Source organism: Streptomyces sp. NBC_00690, from assembly GCF_036226685.1.
Taxonomy (GTDB): domain Bacteria; phylum Actinomycetota; class Actinomycetes; order Streptomycetales; family Streptomycetaceae; genus Streptomyces.
This window is the reverse complement of record NZ_CP109009.1, coordinates 1,672,413-1,695,762: the sequence shown is the minus strand read 5'-3', so window position 1 is coordinate 1,695,762 and position 23,350 is coordinate 1,672,413. Positions and strand designations below refer to the sequence as shown.

The following is a 23,350-nucleotide window of genomic DNA, read 5'->3' as shown; positions in this document are numbered from 1 at the left end:
ACTGGTGCCGCCCGGGTGCGCTCGGGTCTTCTGCTGCGTGGGCGCCATCGGGCAGCCGTCGTCCGCGCCCACCCGCGGAAGCGCACTCTGGCAGCTGGCAGCGCAGTGAGGAATCAGGGGGTCTTGCGTACCGGCTGGTCGGCCGCGAGGTGCGCGATCAACCGTGCCACCAGCACGCGTGTCTCCTCGAAGGACGCCTTGCCGAGGACCGGGGACTCCACGATCGAACGCATCACCCCGATCCCGAGCAACAGGGCTCCCATCAACTCCGCGCGCAGCGCGGCGTCCTCACCCTCCAGGCGCTGGGTGAGGTCCTGCACGTAGCCCGAGCAGACCTGGGTGCGCAGTTGCTCGCGGACCTCGGCGCGACCGGCGGAGCGCAGCATCACCAGCAGCGGGTGTTCGTCCCCGACCTGTTGCTGATCGCAGGACAGCACGCTGCGGAGTAGATCGTCCGTGATGTGGGTGATCGGACGGTGTGGACCACCGGTCACCGTCTTGGGCGCGTTGAAGTGCACGGCCTCGGCGTAGAGCTTCTCCTTGGACCCGAAGTAGCGGAAGACGAGTGCTGGGTCCACCCCCACCTCGCCCGCGATGTCACGGACACCGGTGCCGTCGTATCCCTGGGTGCCGAAGCGACGGCGGGCGGCGTCGAGGAGAGCTGCGCGGGTGGCGGCCTTGTCTCGCCGCTTAAGAGCGCGAGGCGGTGGGACCGGGCCGGGTTGAGCGGTCGCTTCTGACATGAAGTCATCGTAAGTCATCGATTGTTGACTTGATGATTTCCGGGCGCCTAGCCTCTGGTCATCAAGCGATGACTTACGAGTTGGGGGACGTTCGTATGCGGACGTATGTGATCACTGGTGGAAGCGATGGCATTGGTAGAGGGCTCGGTCTGCACCTGCTGGGCCGTGGAGAGCGAGTGATCGCGATAGCGAGCGGGGCGGCCAAGGGAGCCGCGTTCCTCACGGATGCGGCCCGGATCGACGCCGCGGACAGGGCCTTCTTCCTCCAGGCGGATCTGAGCACCCTTGCGGGAATGAACCGTGCGATCGAGGCGACCGTGACGATCAGTACGGTCGTCGACGGACTGGTCCTGGGTGCGCAGCGATTCCAGCCCCATCGGGTGGAGACCGTCGACGGCCTGGAGTTCACCTTCGCCCTGGCCTATCTCAGCCGGTTCGTCCTGGCCCGAGGGCTGCTGGCGGCGTTGGAGCGGGCCGCGGCCACGCCCGTGATCATGAACATCTCCAGCCCGGGCGGGCCTTCCGGCACCGTCCACTGGGACGATCTCCAGTTGAACCGACGCTACAAGGGGATGCGCGCCGCCCTGCAATCCGCGCGTTGCAACGATCTCCTCGGCGCGGACTTTCCCGTACGCCATCCGGCCGCTCGCACCCGCTATGTGCTCCACAACCCGGGATTCGTCCGAACTTCGCAGCCGGAGTCCTTCCCCGAGCCCATGCGGACGCTGAGCAAGACCCTCGCCCGATGGTTCGCGACCTCCGTCGACCGGGCGATCCTGCCCATGGTGGAACGACTCGACGAACCTCCCGCCGCCCCCTTCTCGGCCTTTCTCCGGGCCAGGAGGCTGCCACTGACCACGAAGGCATTCGCGCCCGAGAGCGCAGCCCGTCTGGAGAGCCTGACCTCGTCGATCCTGGCGTCGAAGACCTGAGCCATCCGCAGACTGTGGTGCTGGTGCTGGTGCTGGTGCTGGTGCTGAGGTGAGGCGAGGCGAGGTGGGTGGCGGTGGTTCGGCTCCGGTTCTCGGGGTGTTGCTCACGCCAGCAGCACGAACCGTACGGAAGTGCCGGGCGCAGCTTGAGCCGCCCCGGCCAGATCCCGGGGGTCGACCACCGCCACCACCGGGTAGCCGCCCGTGGTCGGATGATCAGCGAGGAAGACGACCGGGCGGCCGTCGGGTGGCACCTGTACCGCCCCGAGGACCACGCCCTCACTGGGGAGTTCCGAGTCGAACGCCCGACGGAGAGCCGGCCCCTCGGTGCGCAGGCCGATGCGATTGCTCGCCGCAGACACCCGGTAGCCGGCGCGCGCCAGAGTGCGGAGCGCATCGGCGGTGAACCAGTCGTCCCGCGGCCCCAGCCGGAGCCTCAGCACCAACTCGCGGGGCGGTGCCGGCCACGGCACAACACCATCGACACGGGCGGGGCATCCCATCGGGACGCCGAGGGGCAGGACACCGCCGTCACCCAGGGGTGGTGGGCCGAGCCCGGACAGGAGATCGGTGGCGCGACTACCGAGCGTCTGCTCCACCGCGATACCGCCCCCGAAGGCCAGGTAGGTGCGCACCCCGGCCCTGGCCCACCCGGTCTCGATCAGGGCGCCCGCCGGCACGTGCACCGGCGCTCCCCATGCCGCCGGACGCCCCTCGACGGTGACGGAACACGGCGCCCCGCCGACGGCGACGACCACCGATCGTCGCGGTCTCACGGCACACCCCGTCAGTGTGGTCTCCAGGACCGCCGCGCTCTCCGCATTGCCCACCAGCCGATTGACGAGCCGAGCGGCGTCCAGGTCCAGTGCTCCGGAGCGGGGGACTCCGAGGTGTGCATGACCGGGCCGACCCAGGTCCTGCACGGTGGTGAGCGCACCCGCGCGCACCACGGCCAGGGCTCGATCCGTCATCGTTGCTCCACGGTGAATCGCACCCTCGCCCCCGGAGCGAGCAGGGCGGCGGGCTGCCGCACCGGGTCCCAGAGCTCTACGTCCGTCCGGCCGATCAACTGCCAGCCGCCCGGGGAGGCGCGAGGGTAGACCCCGGTGTACGGGCCCGCCAGGGCGACGGATCCAGCGGGCACCCTCGTGCGCGGGGTGGCCCTTCGCGGGACCGACAACTCCTCCGGTAGCCCGGTCAGATAGCCGAACCCCGGGGCGAATCCACAGAAGGCGACGCGGAACTCGACCGCCGAGTGCATCGCGGCGACCTCGTCCGGTGTGACCTTCCACCGGGCCGCCACCTCGACCAGATCCGGGCCGTCGTAGCGAACGGGCACTTCCAGCACCTCCGTCGTGGATATCCGAAGCCGCGGGATCTCCCAGAGGAGCAATTCGCGGGCCAACTGCCCTGGATCGGCCAGACCGTCGATCAGCACGGTCCGTGCCGCGGGCACGATCTCGTCCACGGCGGGCAGTGCCCCCGCCGCCCGGCGTCTGAGCAACTCCGCATGGAGCGCCCCTGCCTCCTCGCTGTCCATGACCTCGATGAGCAGGGCTCGATCACCGACCGGAAGGACCCTCATACGAAGGACTCCACGCGCACGCCCACGCTCTCCAGTTGGCTGCGGACCTGACGCGCCAGCGTGACGGCACCGGGGGTGTCACCGTGCACACAGAGCGAACGGGCCCGCACCGGGATGGACCGGCCGCACCGCGAGGTGACCACACCGAACCTGGCCATGCTCACCGAGCGTTCGACGACCTCCGATTCCCCGCTGATGACCGCCCCTTCCTCACCGCGCGGCACCAGGGTGCCCTCTGCCGTGTACGCCCGGTCCGCGAATGCCTCGGTGATCGCGGGTAGCCCCGCCTTCTCCGCCATGGTGTGGAGCTTGGAACCCGGCAGCCCCAACAGGGGAAGCCGCTCGCCCGTCAGCCGCACGCCCTCCACGACGGCGGCGGCCTGCTCCTCGTCGTGGACGACTCGGTTGTAGAGGGCGCCGTGGGGCTTGACGTAGGAGACCCGCGCACCGGCAGCGCGGGCGAACACCTCCAGCGCCCCGATCTGATAGGCGACCTCCGCGGCCAGTTCATCCGGCGGAACGTCCATGGCGCGGCGACCGAACCCCGCCAGGTCACGGTAGGAGACCTGCGCCCCGATGCGCACGGACCGCTCCGCCGCGAGCCGGCAGACCCGCCGCATGGTCGACGCGTCACCGGCGTGGAAGCCACAGGCCACATTGGCGCTGGTGACGACGGACAGCAGGCCCTCGTCGTCGGTCAGTCGCCATGGGCCGAAGCCTTCCCCCAGGTCAGCGTTGAGATCGATGGACGCCCAGGTCATGTGCCCCTCCTCTGCTCCCGTGGCTTCGGGCCACGTGGTACTCGCTCCACCGACGGGTGCGAAACCCTTGCGGTGCTCCGTTCCCCGGTCGGCCCGTGCTCAGGTCCGGTGGTCGCTGCTGGTGCCACCCCGCCGAGTGACGGGCTCGGGTGCCCCGCCGGGCCGCGTCCTCGGTGGACATGTTCCCGGCGCGGTGCCCGTAGCCGGGGAATCCGGTCCTGGCTCACCACAACTCCCGGCCCCGCGTCTCGGGCAGTCCGACGAGCGCCACCACGGCGAGACCGTAGCCAATGGCACCCAGGGCGAGAGCACCACCCACGCCCCAACTGTCGGAGAGGAAACCCACCAGGGTCGGCAGGAACGCACCCACCGCGCGACCGCTGTTGTAGGTGAATCCCTGACCGGTACCTCGCACGGCGGTCGGGTACAGCTCGCTCAGGAACGAGCCGAACCCGCTGAATATCGCCGACATGCAGAAGCCGAGGGGGAATCCCAGCACCAGGAGCAGTCCGTTCTGACCGGCCGGAAGCTGCGTGTAGGCGAGGATGCTGATCGAACTAAGCACGGCGAAGAGCACGATGTTCCGCTTTCGGCCGATTCGATCGGTGAGGTACCCGCCCGTGAGATAGCCGAGGAATGCGCCGGAGATCAGGAACGCCAGATAGCCCCCCGTACCGATCACGGTCAGTCCCCGCTCGGTCTTCAGATAGGTCGGCACCCAAGTGGCCAGCGTGTAGTAGCCACCCTGAACGCCGGTGGACAGGAGTGTGGCGAACACGGTGGTGCGCAGCAGGTCCTTGCCGAATATCGCGGAGAACGAACCGCGTCCTTCGCTGGCCGCCCGCTGCGCCGCTGCTGCGGGGGCGTCGCGCACATGGCGGCGGACGTAGATCACCAGTAGAGCGGGAAGCGCGCCGGTCCAGAAGAGCACGCGCCAGGCGATGTCCTCGTCGAGGAAGGCGAAGACCAGGGTGTAGACGATCACGGCGAGTGCCCAACCGGCCGCCCAAGCACTCTGGACCGCCCCGAGGGTTCGCCCGCGGTGCTTCGCGGTGGCGTACTCGGCGACGAGGATCGCGCCCACGGCCCACTCGCCACCGAAGCCGAGCCCTTGCAGCGCACGGAAGACCACCAGGGTCTCGTAGTTGGGAGCGAAACCGCAGGCCACGGTGAACACCGCATAGGTGGTCACCGTGATCATCAAAGCCCGCACCCTGCCGATCCGGTCGGCAAGGATTCCGGCGAGGGCGCCGCCGACAGCGGAGACCACCAGCGTCACGGTGGTGAGGAGACCGGTCTGTCCGTGGTCGAGCTGGAAGTACGCGGAGATCGCGACCATGCCCAGGGGCAGGGTGAAGTAGTCGTAGGAATCGAGGGCGTAGCCGCCGAACGCGCCGCCGAAGGCCCGGCGCCCACGGGGGCCAAGTGCCTTCAGCCAGGCGAAAGCGCCGACGGGCTCGGATAAATCGTCCTGGTGCGGCCCTGCCTGAGTCTTGCTCATCCACACCTCGCAGAAGGGGAGATGGTGCCACTGATCGAACCAACTCTCCCCAAGGTAGAGGATCGTTGAACGATCCGACAAGAGTTTTGTCGTCCCGTTCCTCGTTCTACGATGGGAGCCCACAGGTCGGCCCGGTGGTCGACGCGACAGAGAGGGGCGCCGTGGGCGTCAAGGATCCCGGCACCAAGAAGGCCGATCCGCTCGGCCCCAGCGGCACAGCGGTGCACGCCGACTTCCCGGGCGGCACGGGAGGGCTGGCGGACGACCGTGCCCTGTTGGGCCGCACGAGCACGGCCGAACGCGTCGCGGACATCCTGCGGACCCGTATCGCCGAGGGGTACTTCCCACCCGGCGAGCGGCTCTCGGAAGACGCCATCGGCAAGGCCCTCGGCGTCTCCCGCAACACCTTGCGGGAAGCGTTCCGGCTGCTCACCCACGAACGACTCCTGGTGCATGAACTCAACCGTGGCGTCTTCGTCCGGATGCTCGCCGTCCAGGACGTCGTCGACATCTACCGCACCCGTCAGCTCGTCGAATGCGCCGTGGTCCACGGGCTGGGGGAGCCGCCCTACGTCCTCGACGGGCTGGACGAAGCCGTCAGCGGCGGCGAGCAGGCAGAGCGCGAGCACGACTGGACCGGCGTGTCCACCGCCAACATCCACTTCCACCGCGAGTTGGTGGCCCTCGCGGGTAGCGCCCGCACCGACGAACTCATGCGGAGCGTGCTGGCCGAACTGCGACTCGCCTTCCACGCGGTCGACAATCCACGCGAACTCCACCAACCCTTCCTCGTCCGCAACCGCGCCATACTGGAAGCCCTCAGAGCCGGCGACCGGACCTCAGCTGAGCGGCTGCTCGCCGCCTATCTGCACGATTCACGCGCTCGCATGGTCGAGACCTACGGACAACTGGTGCCCGAAGGCGAAGAGCGCTAGCCGCGCAGGCCCCGGACGTCGCTGCGGCGCAGACGATAGTCCGACGGGCTGATGGGCCTATGTGGCGATGGGTGGATTCCATCGGCCCGGTCGGTCCGTACACGCCGACAGCGGTCGCTCTGCGCCGTTTCGACCGTTGTCAGTCCGAGGACCTAGTCTGTGCAGCGTGACTTCGCCAGCCCCGACGGATCTTGTTCCGCCCCAGCTCAGCGCGGGGCCGCGGCCCGCACAGGGCCCGGCCGCCGACGAAGGGCTCGCGCGGCGGCTGCGCGCGCTCGCCTGCACCGCCCCACTGCACGACCTCGACACCCGCAAGGCCAATCTCGCGGGGGAGTACACGATCTACTCGATGGCGGAGGTGGCCCTCGCCGCCATCGACCTCGTCACCCTCCACATGGACTTCGACACCGGCGCGGACCACGACCAGATAGTGGCCAGACTCTTGCCCAGAGTGGCCGCACAGGCACCCGAGCGACCCCTTGTCGAGCACGAGCGCGTCGCCCGTTGGGTCCTGGAGAACCTGATCAACGTGGGAAGCGTCGATCGCGGATTCCGCGCTGTGTACGGCACCTTCGCGGCTGATGGCGCCTACATCCGTCGGGACTACGACTTCAAGCTGATCGAGGAGGTCCCCGGCACCGGTGGCGGCGTGTATCTGCGCACCACCGACGAAGCGGTCAACGTCCTCGTCGGTGCCCTCGACACCGACGTCACCAGCGCGCAGATCGCGGCCGAGGTCAAGCTGGAGGTCCTCATCAGCCGGGGCAAGCTCGCCGATGCCCAGCTCGCCGCCGAGCAGGCGCGTTACCGCACGGTCCAGTACGCCGAGAGTCTTCGCCGCACCCTGGAAGCAACTCGCCGGAACGTGCGCGCCGTCGACTGGCTGAATGCCGTACCCGACATGATCGCCGAGGCGCTCGACCACATCGCCGACCGCTACCGCCACGAGAACGCGATCCTGACCAATATCCGCAAGGCGCGCGACGAGGCCGAGGAGCCCGAGCACAAACGCCGCGCCGCTGAGTTGGTCGACATCGTCAAGGACTGCATCCGCCGACACACTCAGCTCCAGTCCAGGCTGCTGGAGGCCGGCCCCCTGTTCCGTGCCGAGCAGGACCGACAGGCGTTCGCGCGCCCCACCTCCCACACCGGTCTCGATCTCTACGGTCAGCTGATGGCACCCCTGTTGCCGCTCCCCCTGCACTCCGCGATCCGGGTCACGGACGCCTTCTTCGCCAGCGGCGCAGGACTGAGCACTCCCTCGTCTGCGCGCATGGGGGACCTGATCGACCTGCTGCTCACACCTCCGGTGGAGCGTGAGCACCTCGGCGCGGAGATGCCCGAACCCGATCTCATCGCCACTCCCGACGACAGCCGGTTCAGCGAAGACCAACTGGCCAACGCCCTGCAACTGCTCGACCTCGAACACGACGCCCCGCGCCGGCTCTCGGGCCTCCTCGCCGAAGCCCGGGCCATCGACCCCGAACTGCCTTATCTGGTCGCCCTCCTGGCCGTGCATGCGGCGAGCCCGCCCGTCGGCACGGCCTATCGGCAAGGCGAGGAGCGACTGCTGTTCGCCGTCGACGACGGAACCGAACTCGACGATCCGGAGTTCGGCGGCGCAGACCTGATCGTCGGCACCGCCCTCCTGGACACGGTCGGCATGGCGGCAGGCCGCACGGAGGCCGCATGACCAGCCGGCCGACGAAAGCCCTGCACCCGGACGTGTCCTGGGCTGCGGCGAGACGGCAACGCCCGACGGACACACAGCAGTCAGCTCCACCGCCATCCCTGACGAGCGACGCCGCCCCCGACCAGGCACGACGCCCGGACTCGATACCCGGCAGGCGACGCCCACTCCCACAACGTCGTCTTCGGGCCTCGCCACCCCCCGTACCCCACTCACCCCTCTGCCATGAGGAGCACCCGCAGTGACCGACCACCACGCCGAGCGCGATCCCTGGCGTGCGCCGGACAGCGGTGACGCTCCCTTCAACAGCGCAACCACCGCCAACACCGCCAACACTGCAACCACCGCCAACACCGTGAACGACGGCGCGGCGAGAATCACCCCCGCCGATGCCGCCGACGCCGCCCGGCTCGTGTCCTGCGGACTCCAGCCCAAGCTGCTTCCCGCACGCGACGCCGAGTACACAGAACTGCTCAGGCGCTACCGAGAGGACGCGCCCTTCGCCCGCCTCGCCGACGCGGTGGCGACCGGACTCGGTCTGATCGTGCTCGAAGTCTCCCCCCGGGCGGGCATGGCCCTGGCAGCCGCCGAGGACTCCGTCTTCGCCGTCCGCATGGGCGAGTACGCCCGACGCGCCTCCGCGGAGTCCGCGGACCGGTTCCTCCACGGTCTGGCCCATCTCGCGGTCGCAGCCCTGGCGTTTCCCCGTCCCGAGGATCTCGCCGACGACGGGTACATCGGACGCATCACCGTGTACGGCGTGGAAGCCTTCGTGCGCCAGGCGTGCCGCCGTCTCGAAGAGCGCGCCGAGCAACAGGGTGAGAACACCGACCCCGTCACCGAAGCCCCCGGCCTGGAATCCGCCTGGCGGATCTACACCCGCCGCAGTGCCACCGGAGCCACCAAGGACGCTCGCCGACTGGCCGGCTCGACCACCGGAATCATCGGCAAGGCCGTGGCCTTCCTCACAGAGTCCGGCTTCCTCCAGCGCACCGGGGACGACGCCGGAGGCACCTACCGCACCACCGCCCGCTACCAGCTCCAGGTTCGCGACATGGCGGGCAGCGCCGCCATGTCCGAACTGTTGGAACTCGGCGTGGTCCCCGTCAGCGACGGCAGCGCCACCCTGCTCCCGCCGTCCGACGCCGACGATCTGGAGCTCGTCGCCGACGCCGGCCTCCCCTTCCACAACTGACCTGTCGACACCGTCCCCCCACCCGGCCTGCCAACCACGAGAGTCCGCCGCCATGTACGAGCTGTCCCGCGTTCGCCTCTACTCCATCGGGCCCGCCGGTGCGCGCTACGCCGACACCGTGCTGGACCTGCGGGGAGTGGGCGCACCAGTGCCGCACCCCGCACCCACCCAGGCGGAGTTCTTCGAGAAGGAACCGGTCGGTCCGCCCCGGCGCCCGGCCCCGGCGGGCGTCCTCTTCCTGGAGAACGGCGGGGGCAAGTCCGTCCTGCTCAAACTGATCTTCTCGGTGATGCTGCCGGGACATCGCAACACCCTCGGCGGCGCCAGTTCCGGCGTGCTGCGCAAGTTCCTGCTTGCCGACGACTGCGGGCACGTCGCCCTGGAGTGGCAGCACACCCTCACCGGCGAACTGATCGTCGTGGGCAAGGTCAGCGAGTGGCGGGGGCGCCAGGTCTCCAACGATCCGCGGAAGTTCGCCGAGGCGTGGTACTCCTTCCGCCCCGGTCCTGGGCTGAGCCTGGACTCGCTCCCGGTCGCCGAGTCCACCGCGATGCGTCCGCCATCCGACGGGGCATCCACCGCCCGTGGCCGCCGTCGCACGATGAAGGGCTTCCGCGACGCCATCACCGAGGCGGGCAAGGCATATCCCCATCTGGACGTTTCCTGGGAGGAGATCCACGACCGCTGGAACGAGCACCTGGGAGACCTCGGTCTCGACCCCGAGCTCTTCCGCTACCAGCGCGAGATGAACGCGGACGAGGGCGAGGCGGCAGGTCTCTTCGCCGTCAAGAAGGACTCCGACTTCACCGACCTCCTGCTGCGGGCCGTCACCGACACCCGGGACACCGACGGGCTCGCCGACCTCGTCAGCGGCTTCGGCAACAAACTCGGCCGCCGTGCCGAACTCACCGCCGAGCGGGACTTCACCGCAGGGTCCGTCGATCTCCTCGGCCGGATCGTGGAGTCCGCCGAGACGCGTCGCCGGGCCCGCGACATCCATACGGGCTCCGAGCGACGTACACGCACCCTTGCGCGTCGGCTCTCCGCGCGGGCAGCAGAGGAACGCGCCCGTACCGCCGACCTCGCCGACCAGGTCACGGCAGCCGCACACACGGTCACCGACGCCGAGCAGGCGCGCGGCCGAAGTGCGCTCATCGCAGCAGAACTGGCCTATCGCCATGCATCGTTGGCCCTGACCGTCGCGGAGAAGGGTGCCGCGGCGCAGCGCCGTGAGCTGAGCGACGCCAGAACCCTGTCCGCCGCCTGGCAGGCCGCCGAGTCCGTGCTGCGCCACCGTGCCGCAGCGGACCGTGCCGCCAGGGTCGCCGTAGCCATCCAGGAAGCCGAGCGCGATGCGGCCCCCGCCCTCGCGGCCCGTGCCAGGGCGGCGGCTGATCTCGTCCGCGCGCTGCACTCCGCTGCTGAGGCCGGCGAGGAGGTCGCCGCTGAACAGGAGGAGCGTGCCACCGGGCTCCAGGAGTTGGGTGAGGCGGCGCACCGGGACGCGACGGCCGCCGCCACCGAGACCCAGCGGGCCCGCAGCGAGATCGGCCATCTGCGCCAGCGGCTGAGCGAGGTCGAGCAGGAGACCACGGATGCGGTACGAGCGGGGTGGCTCGACGACACCGCGCCGGACGCCGATCCGGCACGGGCAGCCCTCGCCGCGAGCGATGCGGAGAAGTCCGCCGTCGCCGCGTGGGACGCCGCACGCGATGCCGGTCGGACGACGGCCGAGCGAGCGCGGGAGGCCGTAGCCGGTGAGGGACGGGCGGAGTTGGCCGCTGCGAGGGCGGCCGATGCGTCCCGTGCTGCGGAGAACGCCTATCAAGCGGAGCACCGCGCCGCGACGTCCATCGCCGAAGACGGCCGACTGGCCGCGCTGCTCGGTCTCCCCGCTGCCGCTGCCGCACCGGTGCCCTCCCCCCGCAGGGGGAGTGTTGCGGCGGAGGCCCGCAAACCGGGCGCCGTCCATGCCCGGGTCGACGACTCCACGGAACCTGACGACTCCACGGAACCCGACGGTCCACCGTCACAGGATTCGCCGACCTCGCCGACCTCAGAGGCGGGCCTCAGCGACGACGCCCCGGCCATCACCGACGAGAGCCCGAGCGCCATTCATCCCTCCGCCACCGAGACGGCGGACGGATCCGATGTGGCGCAGCACTCTTCGCCGTCGGCCACGGGCGACGAGCCAACCGCATCCCCCGAGTATCGCGAGCACCCCGAGTATCGCGAGCACCCCGAGCACTTCCCGGACGACCGGGCGGCATCGTCCGACGATGCCGACGGCGAAGCCTGTCCCGCCGAGGACGCAGCGGCTGAACCCGAGCCGTTCACCGGCGGGCAACAGCACTCCGTCCATTCATCCACCTCCGGCGACCACCCCCGCCCCGGGACGGCACGGGGCGGTTCCGCAGCCATTGCTCGCCCCGCTCCGCGACCCGCCGAAGGACCTCTGTCCGCCGAGGAGCTGGATCGCTACGCGGAAGAACTGCGCGACCTCCTCGACCAGCACGTCTCCTCCGCCGAGCGGCAGCTCTTCGATCTGCGCACCGCCGCTGCCGATGACACCCGCATCCTCGCCGCACTCGGCGACGGCGGCCTGTTGCCCCCCGGCCCGGACGTCCTCGCCACGGTCGAGTACCTCGGAGAGCACGGCATCCCCGCCCTCCCCGGCTGGCGCTACCTCGCCCAGGCGGTCGACCCCGCCGACCACGCCGCCGTCCTGGCCGCCCGCCCCGAACTGGTCGACGGCGTCGTCATCACCGACCCCGCATCACACCGACGGGCCCGCGAGGCCCTCACCGGTGCAGCGCTGCTGCCCCGCTCGACCGTGGCCGTCGGCACCGCTGCCGCCCTCCTCGCACCCGTACCCGCCCCCGGTGCCGACGACGACACGGCACCGGACTCGGACAGCGTCTTCCTCGTCCCGCCGAACCCCGCCATGCACGACGAACACGCCGCAGACGAGGAGCGGCACGCCCTTCGGGCTCGGGCCACGGCCCGCGACGAGGAGATCAGAACCCTCGCTGCCCGTCTCGCGGGCGACCGGTCCATCGCGGCACGCCTCACTTCCTGGCGAACCGACTGCCCGCCCGGCATGCTCGCCGAACTCGCGGACCGAGCCCGATCCGCCCGCGAAGTCGCCGAAGAGACCCAGGCGGAACTGGCCGAAGCGCGCACGGTACGCGCGGAGACCGAAGAAGCCGCCGCGGATGCCGCCCGGGTGCGCGAGGAGCGTCAGGAAGCGGCGCAGCGCGCCCGCCGGGTGGCAGACGCCCTCGCCGGGCTCGCCTTCCGGCTCAGGGAGCGTGCCGGCTGGCAGGTCAAGCTGCGTGAACTCGCCGATGAGGCGGCCGAAGCCGAAGCCCGGGCCGCTGTCTGTCTGGAGCGTGCGAAGGCAGCGGACGAGGACCGCCGGGCCGCCCAGCGGGCGGGCGACGACGCCCGTCGCACGGCCCGGGCACTGCGCGCCGAGCGAGCGGAGATCGCCGGCGCGCCCGAAAGCCTTCCCCCGGTCGACCCGGACGCACCTCGCGCCGCGCTGCCCGCCCTGCGTGAGGCGTACCGCACCGCCTCACAGCTCTACGAGAAGGTGGGTGTCGGTGCCGATCTCCGTGCGGAACAGGCACGTGCCGAGAGCGATGAGAGCGCTGCACTCACGGAGTTGGACCGGCTGACCAACAAGGTCCGCACCAGGGCTGCCCAACTCCTGGAGGGAACCGACGGTGCGGACGGCCCGTCCCGCCAGGCAGCCGCCTCCCGAGCGGAGTCGCTCGTCCAGATGCTTGAGACGCGGGCGTCGGAAGCCAGCGAGAAGCTGGGACGGCTCCGCGGCGAGTCCGAGCGATTGGCCCCGGCCGACGGCGAGTTCCACACCGAGCTTCCCGAGCACCTCGTGCCCTCCGACGCCGAACACGCACAGACCCTGCTGCGCACCGCCACCACCGAACTAGCCGTGCGCACCGATGCCCTGACCGCGGCCAAGGACACCCACGCCGGACTTCTCCAGGCCCATCGCCACACCGAGGACGCTGCGGGCGGCTTTGACGAGACCGCCGCGATGCTGCGCGATCTCCTACGGGACCAGCGCGACGACGATGCGGCGGCAGAGGCTCCGGACCCCTACCCGGGCAGCCTCGCCGAGGCCCGTCAGTCGGCTGCCGAGGCCCGACGTTCCCTACGGGGCTGCGCGGCCGACCTCTCCGCCGCCGAAGCAGCAGTGAGAGAAGCGAGCGACGTCCTCGTCCGGCACGCCAACTCCACCCGCTACGAGCAGGTGCGCACCCCGGCCCGGCAGCAGATCCGTGAACTGCCGGCCGCAGCCCTGCCCGACCACGCCGCGAAGTGGGCGGAGGCGTTCGCACCCAGGCTCCGTGTCCTCACCGATGAGCTCCAGCAGCTGGAGCGCAACCGCGACACCATCGTCGACCGACTGCGCGGACTCGTTGAGTCCGCGCTGGCCACTCTTCGCTCCGCGCAACGGCTGTCGCGGCTGCCGGAGGGGCTGGGGGAGTGGTCGGGGCAGGAGTTCCTCCGCATCCGTTTCGAGGAGCCCGACCAGGCGACCTTGGCCGAGCGCCTCGGTGAAGTGATCGACGAGGCCACCCGTGGGGCGGTGCGGAAGAACTCCACGGCCGCGTATGGCGAGGGTCGCAGGGACGGCATGTCGCTATTGCTGCGCGGGGTCCAAGCCGCTCTGGAACCGAAGGGCATCGCGGTCGAGATCCTCAAGCCCGATGCGGTGCTCCGTGCCGAGCGCGTCCCCGTCGGTCAGATGGGCGATGTCTTCTCCGGCGGTCAGTTGCTCACCGCTGCGATCGCGCTGTACTGCACCATGGCTGCCCTGCGCAGCAACGACCGGGGCCGTGACCGTCATCGCCATGCGGGCACGCTCTTCCTCGACAACCCCATCGGACGGGCCAACGCCACCTATCTGCTGGAGCTTCAGCGGGCCGTCTCGGACGCCCTGGGCGTTCAGCTGCTGTACACGACCGGTCTCTTCGACACCACGGCCCTGGCCGAGTTCCCGCTGGTGATCCGATTGCGCAACGACGCCGATCTTCGGGCGGGACTGAAGTACATCAGTGTCGAGGAGCATCTGCGCCCCGGGCTGCCGCAGGAGGACCCTTCGGGGGAGGCGGTGCACGGGGAGATCACCGCGACCCGAATGTTCCGTCGGAGCACGGTGACCGTTGACCAGGTTGCGGAGCGGTCCGCCGCGCAGTCGAGCCCCCCTCGGTAACCGCCCGGCGCTGCCCCGAACGGCGAACTGCCCGGTCGATTCGACCGGGCAGTGGGTGCTGCTGGCGCCCTCAGGCGCCCGCGCGTCAGTGGGGCGCACCTTACGTCTAGGGCTCGCTAGGGTTTCCCGCCTCTACACTTCTTCGACTCACCCGCAGGTGGTGGACCACAGGCCCGGATGCCCTGGTCAGGCGCGTGAAAGCCGCCCGGGTCCCCGGCGGCGTATGCGTGCGCCCCGACGCGCGTCCGCCCTGGCCACCCTCCGTGCCCTGCGGCGCTCGCGCCGCAACTGCCGGGCGCTGCTGCTGGGCTCCGACACCACGCCGTTGCGCTGGTTCCACACCTGTCGGGTCACCCACACATCGAGCACCCCCCAGGTCGCGACCACCGTGCTGGCGACACTGCTGATCACCATCGGAAAGGCCAGCCACGACCCCGCCAGCGTGGCGAGGAACGCGATCATCGCCTGGATCAGGGTCAGCGAGACGATCAACACCGCCCTCACCGCCGCCGTGCGTACCGGGTCGGCCATCCGTCTGCGTGTGGACGGCTCCTCGACCCAGAGCTGTCGTGGAATCGGATTCGGGCCCGTCGCCCAGGTCCCGACACGACGCTCATCCGTATCCATGGTTGTACTCACTCCCCACGCCCCCCGTCTGCCCGGCCTCAGGGTGGCTGCCCGAATTCCATGCCTTTACTCGTCTTTACTCCTACTCCGCGTCTGCCCCCACACCTCCGCGATGAAACGGAGTGAGACGGTCCCGAGGGGAGGGGGAAACCCAACCCGCCCGGATTGAGCAGGAGTTCGCTCGGGGGCCTCGGAGCCCACGGTCCGGACCGCACTGCGGTTTCCAAGATTCCCCGTATGTCATGACGAACGACGAGCCCGGATGATTCCCCAACTCTCGCCCAGACCGAATAAATCCAGCCATCTAGCCTTGTCTCGAAGGTGATGCCCGTTGGGCGTTGGCCGACACGCCAGGAATGCCAACTCCCTGAAAAACGGAGCAAATCATGATCAACACGCCCGGCGTAGGCCGAAAACCGTCCGGACGCGTCTTCGAGTTGTCTCTGTGTCAGTAGTAGGCTCACGCCGTTTGTTGACGGAACTCCGCCCAGAACGGGCGAGGTTGAGCAGGGGGAGGCCATGCGCTTTCGCGGGAAGTCCATCCGCCGGAAGATCGTGGCGTTGATGCTGGTGCCGCTTGTCTCCCTGACCGCTCTGTGGGGATTTGCCACAGTGCTGACCGGTCAGGAGGCCAACCACCTCCTCAAGGCCAGTTCGGTGGCCGAGGAGATCGGCGAACCGGTTGCCGATGCGCTCCACGACATCCAGGAAGAACGGCGGGCGACCCTGGTCTACCTCGCCGACCGCCGCGCGGCCGGAGCGCTCCCAGCGCTACGGGAATCGCGGGTGGCCACCGATCGGGCCGCGGCCCGGATCACGAGGAACGCCGCCAAACCCGAGGTGCGCGACGACCTGCGCTCGGACACCGCACGCAGGCTGACCTCCTTCAAGGAGGGGCTCGACGGCCTCATAGCCCTGCGCCGCTCCGTCGAGTCGGCCGCCGTGTCACGCGGCGAAGCGCTGGAGTTCTACAACCGGATCGTCGACCCCGGCTTCAGCTTCCTCGCCACCCTCCAGACCCTCCACGACGAGGATATGGAACGTCAGGGCCGCGGTCTCATCGGCCTGGCACGCGCGATGGAAATGCTCTCCCGCGAGGACGCCCTGATCGCGTCCGCGCTGGCCACCGGCAAGGTCAGCGACAGGGAGGTCCGCCAGCTCTCCGACTTCGTCGCCAACCGCAAGCTCTACTACGAGGTCAACCTGGAGTCGATGCCCGCCAAGGAGCGGGAGGTCTACCTCCGGCTGTGGCGCAGCCCCCAGACTCAGCCATTGCGCGACGCCGAGGAACGCCTCATCGAGGAGGGTTCACTCAAGGACGTCAGCGAGGCCGAGGCCAAGGAGTGGCAGTCAGCGGCCAACCCCGTCCTCGACGAGCTGCGCGATTCGGCCAAGGCGTCCAACGAGCGGTACCAGGACCGGGTCGGTCCGGCCGCGTACGACGTGTTCATCCTCGCCGGTCTCGCCGGTGTCGTGGGCTTCCTCGCCCTGCTGGTGTCGATCATCGTCTCCGTCCGTATCGGCCGTGATCTGATCCGTGACCTCACCCGGCTGCGCAAGGAGGCCCACGAGGTCTCCGGTGTGCGTCTGCCCAGCGTGATGCGGCGGCTCGCCGCCGGCGAGCCGGTGGACGTGGAGACCGAAGCGCCCCGGCTGGAGTACGAGAAGGACGAGATCGGCCAGGCCGGTCAGGCCCTCAACACCCTCCAGCGCGCCGCAGTCGAAGCAGCGGTCCGCCAGGCCGAGATGCGGCGCGGAGTCTCGGAGGTGTTCGTCAACCTCGCCCGTCGCAACCAGGTGCTCCTCCACCGACAGCTCACCCTCCTCGACGCGATGGAGCGCCGCACCGAGGACACCGACGAACTCGCCGACCTCTTCCGCCTCGACCACCTCACCACCAGGATGCGTCGCCACGCCGAGGGCCTCGTGATCCTCTCGGGCGCCGCGCCGTCCAGGCAGTGGCGCAAGCCGATCCAGCTGATGGACGTCGTACGGGCCGCCGTCGCCGAGGTCGAGGACTACGAACGCATCGAGGTGCGCAGGCTTCCTCGGATCGGCGTCGGCGGTCCCGCCGTCGCCGACCTCACTCATCTGATAGCCGAGCTGCTGGAGAACGCCACGGTGTTCTCGCCGCCGCACACCGCCGTCCAGGTGCACGGTGAGCGGGTCGCCAACGGCTTCACGTTGGAGATCCACGACCGTGGCCTCGGCATGGCGGCCGATCTCCTGCTCGACGCCAATCTCCGTCTCGCGGAGACACCCGAGTTCGAGCTCTCCGACACGGACCGCCTCGGCCTCTTCGTGGTCAGCCGGCTCGCCCAGCGCCAGAACGTCAGGGTCTCCCTCCAGCCGTCACCGTACGGGGGGACCACCGCGATCGTCTTCATCCCCGCGGCGCTGCTGACCGATGCCCCGGAGACCCGAGGTGCCGGATTCCGGCTCGACCGCAAGAGTGAGAGCCAGTCCGCTCGCCGGGGTGGAGAGAACAAGCGGACCGCCCTGTCCGCATTGACCGGACCAGGTCAGGACCCGCCCGTGTTCTTCGGAGAACCCGTGGAACTGGGCGGTTCCACAAACGGGTTGGGCGCCCTGGGCGCCGGCCCCGCCGGTGTCGGACGCGGCCAACTCGACGCCGCCCCCTCCGGGGATCCCTTCGAGGGCTTCCCCGGCGCCCCCGACCGCGGCGACGCCCCAGGCGGCGACAACGCACTGCTCCGGCCCCTCGCCCGGGGTTCCTGGAGGCCGACCTCCGGCGAACACCAACAGGCGAACGACCCGACACCAGAACGGACGTCGGGCACCGTGCCGCTACCTCGTCGTCAACCCCCCACCCTCGTCAGCGATCACGGACGTAGAGTGGATGACCAAGGCCGGACCCACCCGACCGCCGAGCCCGTACGCGCTGAGCAACCCCAGCGCGCCTACCGCCCCGAGGCACCCATGCGCGGCGCCGAAGGGACGTCACCCGCACGAATCGACGGTCTGCCCCGGCGGGTGCGTCAGGCGAGCCTCGCCCCCCAACTCCGGGAGGGCGCCGCCGCCGCCGAGCGGAACGTGGGCAGGGGAGCCGGTGAAAGGGGTAGGGAGATCGAACGCGACGCGGACGAAGTGCGCAACAGGATGGCCTCCATGCAGCGAGGGTGGCAGCGGGGCCGCCTCAAGAACGCATACGGGGCCGAGGGCGCCGCACAGACCACAGGCACCGGCCCCGGTCAGACAGCACCACGAACGACATCAGAGGGGGACGGTCCATGACCGCACCGCACACCGCAGCGAATACCGCAGGCGCCCGCCCGCCGAACAGAGGGTCGGGCGAACTGAACTGGCTGCTCGACGAGTTGGTGGACCGCGTCGGCAGCATCCACAAGGCCCTCGTCCTCTCCAGCGACGGGCTGGCGACCGGCACCTCCCGTGAGCTCACCAGGGAGGACAGCGAGCACCTCGCTGCCGTGGCGTCCGGATTCCACAGCCTGGCCAAGGGCGTCGGACGACACTTCGACGCCGGCCAGGTCCGGCAGACCGTCGTCGAACTCGACGAGGCGTTCCTCTTCGTCACGGCGGCGGGCGACGGCAGTTGCCTCGCCGTGCTCGCCGACGCCGATTCGGACGTGGGACAGGTCGCGTACGAAATGACGTTGATGGTCAAGCGGGTCGGAGTCCACCTCGCCACCTCGCCGCGGACCGGTCACGCCCCCAGCGGGTGAAGGTCCTGGCATGAGTGAATCGACTCATCACGCCCAGCACCCGCACCACTTCTTCGATGCCGAGGCCGGCCCGGTCGTTCGTCCGTACGCGATGACCCGTGGCCGTACGAGCAGTGTGAACCAGCACCGGATGGACCTGATCGCCCTGGTCGTCACGGAGCCTGCTGCCGATCATCCCGGCCGGGATCAGTCACTCTCACCGGAGCACGTCGAAATCGTCGAGCGCTGCGGCGAGGCGCCGCAGTCGATCGCCGAACTCGCGGCCGGTCTGGATCTCCCCGTCGGGGTGGTCCGGGTCCTGGTCGGCGATCTCGTCGAGGACGAACTGGTCCATGTATCCCGTCCCGTTCCGCCGGCCGAGCTGCCGGATGTGAGTATTCTCCGCGAGGTGATTGATGGTCTTCGGGCGCTCTAGCAGCCGACGGCCCGTCGAACCCGTGACCCTCAAGATCCTGGTCGCGGGCGGTTTCGGTGTTGGCAAGACGACCTTGGTGGGCGCGGTCAGTGAGATCAAGCCCTTGCGTACGGAAGAGACCCTCAGCGAAGTCGGCCGCCCGGTCGACAACACGACCGGGGTCGAGAACAAGACGACGACCACCGTCGCCATGGACTTCGGACGGATCACCCTCCGCGAGGACCTGGTGCTCTACCTCTTCGGCACACCGGGCCAGGACCGCTTCTGGTTCCTCTGGGACGAACTGGCGCAAGGCGCGCTCGGTGCCGTGGTGCTGGCGGACACCCGCAGGCTGGAGGATTCCTTCGCCGCGGTCGACTACTTCGAGCGCCGCGGCATTCCGTTCACGGTCGCGGTGAACTGCTTCGAGGGAGCGGACCGATTCCCCGCGGACAGCGTCCGCGCGGCACTCGACCTGGACTCGGAGGTCCCGCTGCTCCAGTGCGACGCCCGTGAGCGGGAGTCGGCCAAGATGGTGCTGGTCTCGGTGGTCGAACACGCCATGGCACGCGTGGAAGGGCAGCGACCGCACGCGACGACCACATGACGTGGGCGGTCGACCCCGGCGGTACCGCAGAACTGCGGTCCGATCCGGGGCCGGTCGCCCCCCGATGCCGAGGTCGGGCGAGCAAGGCACCTGCGGAGACCGCCCCGGCACGGCAATGCGCCGCGGATCGCGGCCCGTCGGCGTCACACGCCCACACGCGACCCACAGGCCCATCGGGTCGACCGGAGTGTCAGATCCGATAGCACAGGGGCCCACAACTCGACGGCCCCCGTTCCCGCGGTGATTCCCAGCCAACCCGATTGGCCGATGAACGGGCCAAGAACGGCCACACGACCCCGCAACAGGACAGACCACCCATCCCGTTCCCACCCCGGCACACCAGGTCATCGGTTACAGTCCGCCCGTGCCCAACGACCTCTTCTGCGGCCATTGCGGAGCCCCCTACGGCTCCCGCACCGACTGGCCCCGCACCTGCACCTCCTGTGGGACCACCGCGTACCGCAATCCCCTCCCGGTGGCCGTCGCCCTGCAACCCGTACGAGACGAGAACGGTACGGGACTGGTCGTCATCACCCGTGCCATCGAGCCGCGCAAGGGACTGATCGCCCTCCCCGGCGGTTTCATCGACCACGGCGAAACATGGCAGGAGGCGGTCGTCCGCGAACTCCACGAGGAGACCGGCATCGAGACGGCGGCCAAGGACGTCCGACTCGCGGACGCGATGAGCGCACCCGCCGGGCATCTGCTGCTGTTCGGAGTGCTCCCGGGCCTGCGGATGGAACAACTCCCACCGATGGTCCCCACTCAGGAGACATCGGACCGTCATCTGCTGCGCACGCCCACCGAATTGGCCTTCCCACTCCACACGGCCGCCGTGCGCAGATGGTTCATGGGCCGCTACGAGTGAGCAGCCCACGGTCCGGGGCGCCGCCTACCGAACGGAATCCAGGCCGCGCACCCGTACCGGCCGTTTCGGTGGCCCAGCGCCATCACCACGGATCAGTTTCACCCGCACCTCACCGTCGACCAGTCGGGTTGTGTACCGCTCCACCTCGGCCCGTCCCCAACCGTCACCACTGCCCGACACCACCACACCACCTCCCTTGCGCCCGGCGGCAGGAGCCCACACCTCCAACTCCGTCGCCCCGTCCGAGCCCCGCACCGCCAACACCGACCCACCGCGGGCCAACACCGGAATCCGGGACAGCGGCGCATCGACCACCACCTGCCCGGGCCCCTCGTACACACGGCCCGTCGCCGTGTCGTACCAACGGCCCCGGGGCAGCCGCACCGTCCGGCTCCGCACACCAGGCTCCAGGATCGGGGCCACCAACAGCGCGTCCCCCAGGAGGAACGCGTCCTCACAGTCCCGTAGCGCCCGGTCCTTCGGGAAGCCCCACCACAGCGGACGGATGTAGGGCGCCCCCGTCAACCGGGCCAGCTGCGCCAAGGTGACGAAGTACGGGCGCAGCCGCTCCCGTTCCAGGAGCGCGGCCCGGGCGTGTTCCAGGACATCCGGACCGAACTCCCACGGCTCCCGCCGCCCCGCCCCGATCGCCGAATGCGTCCGGAACAGCGGCAGGTACGCCCCCAACTGGAACCACCGCAGGTAGAGCTCGGGAGCCGGCGAGCCGTCAAAGCCCCCCACGTCGCATCCCGAGTACGGCACACCGCACAGTCCCAGGCCCAGCACCAGGGACAGCGAGGCACGCAACCCCGGCCAACCGCTGGACACATCGCCCGACCAGGTGCCGCCGTACCTCTGCATCCCCGCCCACCCCGAGCGGGAGAAGAGGAACGGACGCTCATGGGGACGCAGCCGGCGCAGGCTCTCGTACCCGGCCCGCGCCATGGCGAGCGCGTACACGTTGTGGGCCTCGCGATGATCCCCGCCGCGCCCTTCGAACGAGTGTCGGGCAGAGCGCGGAAGGGTGTTCGCACCGAACACGGAGAACGACACGGGCTCGTTGAGGTCGTGCCACATCCCGGCGAAACCCTGCGCCAACCGTTCCTCGTACCACTGCCCCCACCAGCTCCGCACCTGCGGATCGGTGAAGTCCGGATAGACGCAGACACCGGGCCAGGCAACTCCGCGCACCTCGCGCCCGTTCACATCGCGGACGAACGCCCCGGCCGCGACCCCACTGTCATACACGGTGCCGCCCGCCTCAGCCTTCACCGCGGGATCGACGATCGAGACCAAGCGCACTCCGTCGGTGGCCAACTCCTCCGCCAACCCCGGAAGGCCGGGAAAACGACGCCGGTCGACGGTGAAGACACGGTGCCCGTCGTAGTGATCGATGTCCAGGTGCAGCGCAGACAACGGAAGTCCACGCTCCCGATAGCCGGCCACCACCCGTCGGACCTCCCGCTCACTGCCGAAACCCCACCGGGCGTGCTGTGGTCCCAGAGCCCAGGAGGGTGGCGCCGCGGGCGCTCCCGTCAGACGGGTCCACCGTGACAACACCCGCGCCGGTGTCCCCACCACCACCCAACAACGCAGCGGACCGCCGTCCATGTGCACCGCGCTCGTGGCCGGTCTGTCATGGCCCGAACCAGCCCCCTCGACGCCCTCGCGCAGCACCACCCGCCCGTCCCAAGGATCGTCGTAGAACGCCAGATGCGTCCCCGCGTCCGCCACCACCAACTGCACCGGCATGGTGATGTACAGCGGGTCGTCGCGCGGGCCGAACGTTCTCCCCGGATCCGTGTTCCACAGCCGGTACGTTCCCGCCCGCAGCCGCGGCCCCGAGGAACGACCGCCCAAGCCGAAGAACCGTGCGTCCGCGGACACCTCGGACCGCACCGTCCACCGGGCCGGCCCCCCATCCGCCCCTTCCCACCAACGCGGCGGCAGGTCCCTGCGCAACACCACCCCGCCGGGAGTACGCACCTCGACGGCCCCGTCCCGCGAGACCTGCACCGTCAGCCGCTCGGACACCACACGCCAACCACCGTCCTTGTCGGGTTCGAGCGTTGCCCGCGGATCCGGTTCGGGTACCACCCCTGACAGTGCGTACGACGGCTCGGGACCCGCCCCGTCCCACCCCCAGAACACCGCCCCGCCCGTCACCACCCGGATACGCAACTCGGAGCGCGCAAACCTGATGACCCCGCCGCCCGGTCGCGGCTCCGCGTCCACCACCATCCCCGGCACCCTGGCCCGCACCGCCCCGTGGGCCGGCAGATCCCTGGCGTCCAACCGACGGTGCCGCCACCCCGACAGCAGCGCACGCCATCCCCCGGGCCTCGCGAAACCCACCCCTGCGCGCACCAGTCCACGACCCTTCATGCACCTCACCCTGCCACCGGCGCGGCATATGCGCCGGGATGTTGAGCACCCGTTCACCCACTCCGGGAGGGTGATGGACGACGCCCCCTTCCGCCCCCAGCACGCGGACGAGAACCGCCCCGATGTCATTCCGTGTCCGATAGATGGTGCCCTGGTGTGAAAGACGATCACATGGCAT

Annotated in this window: 17 protein-coding genes; 10 read left to right on the top strand and 7 right to left on the bottom strand. The window is 69.9% G+C overall.

Annotation, left to right across the window (positions count from 1 at the left end; translation table 11 throughout):
* Positions 1–113: 113 nt before the first annotated feature.
* Positions 114–743 carry a TetR/AcrR family transcriptional regulator gene (locus OID54_RS07405; RefSeq protein WP_329015708.1) on the bottom strand — a complete coding sequence of 210 codons (630 nt, stop codon included), beginning with the start codon at positions 741–743 and terminating at the stop codon, positions 114–116.
* 32 nt (positions 744–775) lie between these two features.
* Here OID54_RS07405 and OID54_RS07400 point away from each other — a divergent pair, with 32 nt between their 5' ends.
* The gene (locus OID54_RS07400) at positions 776–1,675 is read left to right on the top strand and encodes an SDR family NAD(P)-dependent oxidoreductase (protein WP_329015706.1); all 900 of its coding nucleotides are present in this window, start codon (positions 776–778) and stop codon (positions 1,673–1,675) included.
* A gap of 104 nt (positions 1,676–1,779) precedes the next feature.
* Here OID54_RS07400 and OID54_RS07395 read toward each other — a convergent pair whose 3' ends face one another.
* The 4 genes from OID54_RS07395 to OID54_RS07380 form a co-directional block, all read right to left on the bottom strand.
* Entirely contained in the window at positions 1,780–2,646 is an 867-nt protein-coding gene (locus OID54_RS07395; protein WP_329015703.1) for a biotin-dependent carboxyltransferase family protein, read from the bottom strand.
* A complete protein-coding gene (gene pxpB / locus OID54_RS07390; protein WP_329015700.1) occupies positions 2,643–3,260 on the bottom strand; it encodes a 5-oxoprolinase subunit PxpB in 618 nt (205 codons plus the stop codon). The genes OID54_RS07395 and pxpB overlap by 4 nt, the downstream gene beginning before the upstream one ends.
* Positions 3,257–4,021, bottom strand: a complete 765-nt coding sequence (locus tag OID54_RS07385; RefSeq protein ID WP_329015697.1) for a LamB/YcsF family protein — start codon at positions 4,019–4,021, stop codon at positions 3,257–3,259. The genes pxpB and OID54_RS07385 overlap by 4 nt, the downstream gene beginning before the upstream one ends.
* Positions 4,022–4,244: 223 nt before the next feature.
* On the bottom strand, positions 4,245–5,522 hold the full coding sequence (locus tag OID54_RS07380) for an MFS transporter (protein WP_329015695.1): 1,278 nt from the start codon (positions 5,520–5,522) through the stop codon (positions 4,245–4,247).
* Positions 5,523–5,743: 221 nt separating this feature from the next.
* On the opposite strand from OID54_RS07380, the gene OID54_RS07375 reads away from it, so the two are divergent.
* From OID54_RS07375 to OID54_RS07360, 4 genes are all read left to right on the top strand, one after another.
* Positions 5,744–6,457, top strand: coding sequence for a GntR family transcriptional regulator (locus OID54_RS07375; protein ID WP_383538985.1), 714 nt, complete (start codon positions 5,744–5,746; stop codon positions 6,455–6,457).
* Between the two features lie 166 nt (positions 6,458–6,623).
* On the top strand, positions 6,624–8,150 hold the full coding sequence (locus OID54_RS07370; RefSeq protein ID WP_329015693.1) for a hypothetical protein: 1,527 nt from the start codon (positions 6,624–6,626) through the stop codon (positions 8,148–8,150).
* A 238-nt stretch (positions 8,151–8,388) separates the two neighbouring features.
* Entirely contained in the window at positions 8,389–9,342 is a 954-nt protein-coding gene (locus OID54_RS07365) for a hypothetical protein (RefSeq protein ID WP_329015690.1), read from the top strand.
* A 52-nt stretch (positions 9,343–9,394) separates the two neighbouring features.
* On the top strand, positions 9,395–14,587 hold the full coding sequence (locus tag OID54_RS07360; protein ID WP_329015687.1) for a hypothetical protein: 5,193 nt from the start codon (positions 9,395–9,397) through the stop codon (positions 14,585–14,587).
* A 186-nt stretch (positions 14,588–14,773) separates the two neighbouring features.
* Here the strand turns inward: OID54_RS07360 and OID54_RS07355 are convergent, their stop codons facing one another.
* Positions 14,774–15,214 carry a hypothetical protein gene (locus OID54_RS07355; RefSeq protein ID WP_329015685.1) on the bottom strand — a complete coding sequence of 147 codons (441 nt, stop codon included), beginning with the start codon at positions 15,212–15,214 and terminating at the stop codon, positions 14,774–14,776.
* Between the two features lie 519 nt (positions 15,215–15,733).
* Here OID54_RS07355 and OID54_RS07350 point away from each other — a divergent pair.
* The 5 genes from OID54_RS07350 to OID54_RS07330 all read left to right on the top strand — a co-directional run bounded on the left by OID54_RS07350 (position 15,734) and on the right by OID54_RS07330 (position 20,787).
* The gene (locus tag OID54_RS07350) at positions 15,734–18,469 is read left to right on the top strand and encodes a sensor histidine kinase (protein ID WP_329015682.1); all 2,736 of its coding nucleotides are present in this window, start codon (positions 15,734–15,736) and stop codon (positions 18,467–18,469) included.
* Positions 18,466–18,918, top strand: a complete 453-nt coding sequence (locus tag OID54_RS07345; protein WP_329015680.1) for a roadblock/LC7 domain-containing protein — start codon at positions 18,466–18,468, stop codon at positions 18,916–18,918. The genes OID54_RS07350 and OID54_RS07345 overlap by 4 nt, the downstream gene beginning before the upstream one ends.
* A 10-nt stretch (positions 18,919–18,928) precedes the next feature.
* Positions 18,929–19,333, top strand: coding sequence for a DUF742 domain-containing protein (locus tag OID54_RS07340; RefSeq protein ID WP_329015677.1), 405 nt, complete (start codon positions 18,929–18,931; stop codon positions 19,331–19,333).
* Positions 19,314–19,919 (top strand): GTP-binding protein, encoded by a 606-nt coding sequence (locus OID54_RS07335; protein WP_329015675.1) that lies wholly within the window; start codon positions 19,314–19,316, stop codon positions 19,917–19,919. Before OID54_RS07340 ends, OID54_RS07335 begins: the two co-directional genes overlap by 20 nt.
* Positions 19,920–20,283: 364 nt before the next feature.
* Entirely contained in the window at positions 20,284–20,787 is a 504-nt protein-coding gene (locus OID54_RS07330) for an NUDIX domain-containing protein (protein WP_329015673.1), read from the top strand.
* Positions 20,788–20,811: 24 nt separating this feature from the next.
* Here the strand turns inward: OID54_RS07330 and OID54_RS07325 are convergent, their stop codons facing one another.
* Positions 20,812–23,172: a glycoside hydrolase family 31 protein gene (locus tag OID54_RS07325; RefSeq protein ID WP_329015670.1), complete on the bottom strand. Its 2,361-nt coding sequence runs from the start codon at positions 23,170–23,172 to the stop codon at positions 20,812–20,814.
* Between the last annotated feature and the right edge of the window lie 178 nt (positions 23,173–23,350).

Coding starts and splice junctions, on each gene's coding strand:
- OID54_RS07350 (WP_329015682.1), top strand. CDS start 15,734: ATGCGCTTTCGCGGGAAGTCCATCCGCCGGAAGATCGTGGCGTTGATG.
- pxpB (WP_329015700.1), bottom strand. CDS start 3,260: ATGAGGGTCCTTCCGGTCGGTGATCGAGCCCTGCTCATCGAGGTCATG.
- OID54_RS07395 (WP_329015703.1), bottom strand. CDS start 2,646: ATGACGGATCGAGCCCTGGCCGTGGTGCGCGCGGGTGCGCTCACCACC.
- OID54_RS07405 (WP_329015708.1), bottom strand. CDS start 743: ATGTCAGAAGCGACCGCTCAACCCGGCCCGGTCCCACCGCCTCGCGCT.
- OID54_RS07340 (WP_329015677.1), top strand. CDS start 18,929: ATGAGTGAATCGACTCATCACGCCCAGCACCCGCACCACTTCTTCGAT.
- OID54_RS07335 (WP_329015675.1), top strand. CDS start 19,314: ATGGTCTTCGGGCGCTCTAGCAGCCGACGGCCCGTCGAACCCGTGACC.
- OID54_RS07385 (WP_329015697.1), bottom strand. CDS start 4,021: ATGACCTGGGCGTCCATCGATCTCAACGCTGACCTGGGGGAAGGCTTC.
- OID54_RS07400 (WP_329015706.1), top strand. CDS start 776: ATGATTTCCGGGCGCCTAGCCTCTGGTCATCAAGCGATGACTTACGAG.
- OID54_RS07345 (WP_329015680.1), top strand. CDS start 18,466: ATGACCGCACCGCACACCGCAGCGAATACCGCAGGCGCCCGCCCGCCG.
- OID54_RS07355 (WP_329015685.1), bottom strand. CDS start 15,214: ATGGATACGGATGAGCGTCGTGTCGGGACCTGGGCGACGGGCCCGAAT.
- OID54_RS07325 (WP_329015670.1), bottom strand. CDS start 23,172: ATGAAGGGTCGTGGACTGGTGCGCGCAGGGGTGGGTTTCGCGAGGCCC.
- OID54_RS07380 (WP_329015695.1), bottom strand. CDS start 5,522: ATGAGCAAGACTCAGGCAGGGCCGCACCAGGACGATTTATCCGAGCCC.
- OID54_RS07360 (WP_329015687.1), top strand. CDS start 9,395: ATGTACGAGCTGTCCCGCGTTCGCCTCTACTCCATCGGGCCCGCCGGT.